The organism is Streptomyces niphimycinicus (genome assembly GCF_018883605.1).
GTDB lineage: Bacteria > Actinomycetota > Actinomycetes > Streptomycetales > Streptomycetaceae > Streptomyces > Streptomyces niphimycinicus.
The window spans coordinates 1-3616 of sequence record NZ_JAHLEM010000709.1 but is presented as its reverse complement, the minus strand read 5'-3'; the positions used below and the strand labels follow the sequence as shown (position 1 = coordinate 3616).

The following is a 3616-nucleotide window of genomic DNA, read 5'->3' as shown; positions in this document are numbered from 1 at the left end:
TCATAGACGGTCTTCCACGGCCCGAACCGCTCAGGCAGATCACGCCACTGCACCCCGGTTCGCACCCGGTGCAAGATCCCGTCGATCACCTGCCGATGATCCCGCCACCTGCCACAACGCCCGTTGCTGACCGGCAGGAACGGCCGCAGTCGTTCCCACTCCGCATCGCTCAGATCACCCCGCCCCATGCCACATCAACGACCCAGACACGAGACAGTCACATGATCGGCCGGACAAGTCCTAGTCGCCGCCTGCGAGCGGGAGCCACCCCGGCCCTCAGGAGCAGAGCATCATCCAGAATCGGGGCATGGACGTTCCCAGGCTGCTGGAAGCAGCTTCACTGCTGGTCCCGGAAGAGATCGCCACCGAGAACGACATCACGGTGAACAACGTCTGGGAGTACCTCATCCACGATGAGTGGGAAGTAGCTCTCGATCTGCTGGAAGAACTCGGTGACCAGCCGCCAGATCGCCTAGCCTGCCCGCGAGTACCGGCGCCTTGGGAAGTTACCAAAACTACTCACACGTGTGTAGTCTGTTCGCGAGTAGATATGTTTCTCATGCCGGTGGCTTCGGGGCCCGGTGGCACCCCCGACAGGGCACCTCCGCCCATGGGAGGCGGAACAGGTTGACTCCTTGGTGGGTTGGGGCCGTTGAGGATGCCGAGGTGCTGAGCTTCCTGTCGGCCTGCGGTACGCCTGCCGGATCTGGCCCCGGCCCCAGGCTCAGTCGCCAGGAGGCGCGTTGTGGCGGCGTCAGCCGCCCTCCGGCGATGCCGACCGGGCGATTGAGCCGATCGCGGGATACATGCACGTGATACCCGCCGGAAACACTCACACGTGTCTCTCCGGGGTGATCAGTTGGCGACAGGCCGGGACCGACAGACGGATGAATGATCGGCCGTTCAATACGTGTGAATACCAGGTATGGTTCTGTCCGAGACGCCCTAGGTGTGTACTTACGGACACTCCGCACCGTTGTGGTGTTTGCCTGTTGAGGTGGCCCATTGGCGTGCTACGTACAACAGCGCCATGGGTGCGACAGCGAATCATCCGACATTCCTACTTCATGACAGACAGAAGGAGTCTTCGATGGCAGAGAACGAGCGCTCGGGTCGGCTCGGCACCGGTCGTCGCCGTTTCCTGGGTCTCGCGGCGGCTGGTGTCGTCGCGAGCCAGGTTGGCCTGGCCGGCCAGGCTCAAGCGGCGTCGACGGGTGCCGGTACCGCGGCCGGGTGGGCGCCGCGGCCCGGCTCGGGCATCCGTCCTTTCCGTATCGAGGTCCAGCAGAAGGAGCTCAACGAGCTGCGGCGGCGCATCGGGGAGACCCGCTGGCCGGACCGGGAGAGCGTCGGGGACCGGTCTCAGGGCGCACAACTGGCCAAGATGAGGCCGTTGGTGGACTACTGGGGTACCAAGTACAACTGGCGCAACATCGAGACGCGCCTCAATGCCCTGCCGCAGTACATCACGGAGATCGACGGGCTGGACATCCAGTTCGCGCACATCCGCTCGCCGCATGCCGACGCCATGCCGATGCTGATGACGCACGGCTGGCCCGGGTCGATCGTCGAGTTGCTGAAGATAATCGACCCGCTGACCAACCCCACGGCGCACGGCGGGCGTGCCTCCGACGCCTTCCACCTGGTGCTGCCGACCTTGCCCGGCTACGGCTTCTCGGGCAACCCGACCAACGGCGGGTGGAATCCCGCCCGCACGGCGCGCGCGTTCCACGAGCTGATGCTGCGGCTCGGCTACCCGGAGTACGTCTCCCAGGGCGGTGACTGGGGCGCGATCATCTCGGAGGTGCTGGCGGTCCAGCAGCCGAAGGGGCTGCTGGGTATCCATGTCAACATGCCCGGTACCGTGCCGGACGACATCCTGCGGCGTCTGCGCAACTTCGATCCGGCTCCGGCGAACCTGCCGGCGGACGAGACGAGGGCGTACAACCGGCTGCTTCACTTCTACCGCGACGGCTTCGGGTACGCGGCGATGATGAACCAGAGCCCGCAGACGATCGGCTACGCCCTGGCGGACTCCCCGGTCGCCATGGCGGCGTACTACTACGACAAGATCGCGGAGTGGACGGACTCCGACGGAGAGCCCGAGAAGCTCTTCACGTACGACGAGATGCTCGACGCCATCTCGCTGTACTGGCTGACCAACACCGGGGCGTCGTCGTCGCGGCTGTACTGGGAAGGCGCACAGGCCGGCGGCGGACCGTTCAACGCCGTTCCCATTCCGAAGCTTCCGGTCGCGGTGACGGTCTTCCCCGGCGAGATCTACCCCGCGCCGCGTAGCTGGGGTGAGCGGACCTTCGGCAACATCATCCACTGGAACGAGGTGGGCAAGGGCGGTCACTTCGCCGCCTGGGAACAGCCGAAGATCCTTACCGACGAACTCCGCACCGCGTTCCGGGTGCTGCGGTAGAACGGCACGGGTGTGTGGGGCGGCGAGCACATCGCCGCCCCGTACTCGGTCGCCGAAGACCTTTCGCCCCCACCGCGACAGCCGGTTCCGTCTGCGGGGAACACCCGGGCCACGCGTGGCCCGAAAGACCGTCAGTCCGGATTCTCCGGACGTAGCGCGTCCCGCAGCGCCACCTTGGACGCCATCCGAGCTTCGGGTAGATCTGGTGCGCGGGCCCGTACCACGTGTCTCGCCCATGCCGGGCCTGCCGGCCGGCGAGGGCATGGTGCGGGCAGGGTAGCTCACGAACGCCCGCCCACGGACGCCGCCCGGCCGTCGGTGCCAGCCTCACCGCGTTCTTCGACGCGACCCCCTCCTACGACCCCGAGGAGATGAACGCCGTCGCCTGGTCCTTCGGCGCCAAGGGCGGAACCTACCTCAAGGCCGAGCGGAGCTACTGCGGCGACGTCGTATCCCTCATCAAGGGGTGGAACACCTTCTTCAGCCAGTCCGACACCACCGACCCGGTGTTGTCCCAGCGAGGTGCGAATCGATGACACATATGAGTACTCACCCGGACTCCGCGTACCTGCTGGGTCACTCACCCACGGAGACGGACCGCCTCATGCTGCAGGCCCGCCTGTACGACCCGATCACCGAGCAGGCCCTGCGCGGTGCGGGGCTCCGCCCTGGCATGCGGGTCCTCGACGTCGGCTGCGGTGCCGGGGACGTGACGTTCCTGGCGGCGCGTATCGTCGGGCCCACGGGCTCGGTCACCGGAGTCGACGCGGCACCGCGCGCCCTGGAGATCGCGCGTGCCCGTGCCGCGACCAGGAGTACCGGACCGGGCGAGGAGGCCCCGATCTCGTTCCGGCGCATGACCCTGCCCGACGTCGACCTCGACGGACCGGTGGACGCCGTGATCGGTCGCCTGGTCCTGGGACACCTGCCCGACCCCGTCACGGCGCTGCGCCACCTGTCGGAACTGGTGCGCCCCGGTGGGCTCGTCGTCTTTCAGGACTTCGACAACTTCCCGCTGCGAGTGGCCCCCCCCATTACCGTTTTCGTGGCCCCGCAACGGGGCTCCCGGCCTTCGGAGCTGGCATGACTTTCTCCCCCTGTCGAACGCATGGCCTGGGGGGTGGTGTCACCGGCTCCGGAGGCACTGACAGACCGCTAATTAGGGGCATGACCACCGGCTTCTCCGGA

General features: G+C 66.9%; 4 protein-coding genes. 3 read left to right on the top strand and 1 reads right to left on the bottom strand.

Going from position 1 to position 3616, the window contains the following annotated elements; all coding sequences use genetic code 11:
• On the bottom strand, window positions 1–188 hold a 188-nt coding region (locus tag KN815_RS40835), incomplete at its 3' end, for a transposase (protein WP_216346849.1).
• A gap of 902 nt (window positions 189–1090) precedes the next feature.
• Here KN815_RS40835 and KN815_RS40830 point away from each other — a divergent pair.
• The 3 genes from KN815_RS40830 to KN815_RS40820 all read left to right on the top strand — a co-directional run bounded on the left by KN815_RS40830 (window position 1091) and on the right by KN815_RS40820 (window position 3515).
• Window positions 1091–2428, top strand: coding sequence for an epoxide hydrolase family protein (locus tag KN815_RS40830; RefSeq protein WP_216346848.1), 1338 nt, complete (start codon window positions 1091–1093; stop codon window positions 2426–2428).
• 224 nt (window positions 2429–2652) lie between these two features.
• Window positions 2653–2964, top strand: a complete 312-nt coding sequence (locus KN815_RS40825; protein ID WP_216346847.1) for an aromatic prenyltransferase — start codon at window positions 2653–2655, stop codon at window positions 2962–2964.
• Window positions 2965–3032: 68 nt separating this feature from the next.
• Window positions 3033–3515 (top strand): class I SAM-dependent methyltransferase, encoded by a 483-nt coding sequence (locus KN815_RS40820; RefSeq protein WP_301184696.1) that lies wholly within the window; start codon window positions 3033–3035, stop codon window positions 3513–3515.
• Window positions 3516–3616 lie beyond the last annotated feature (101 nt).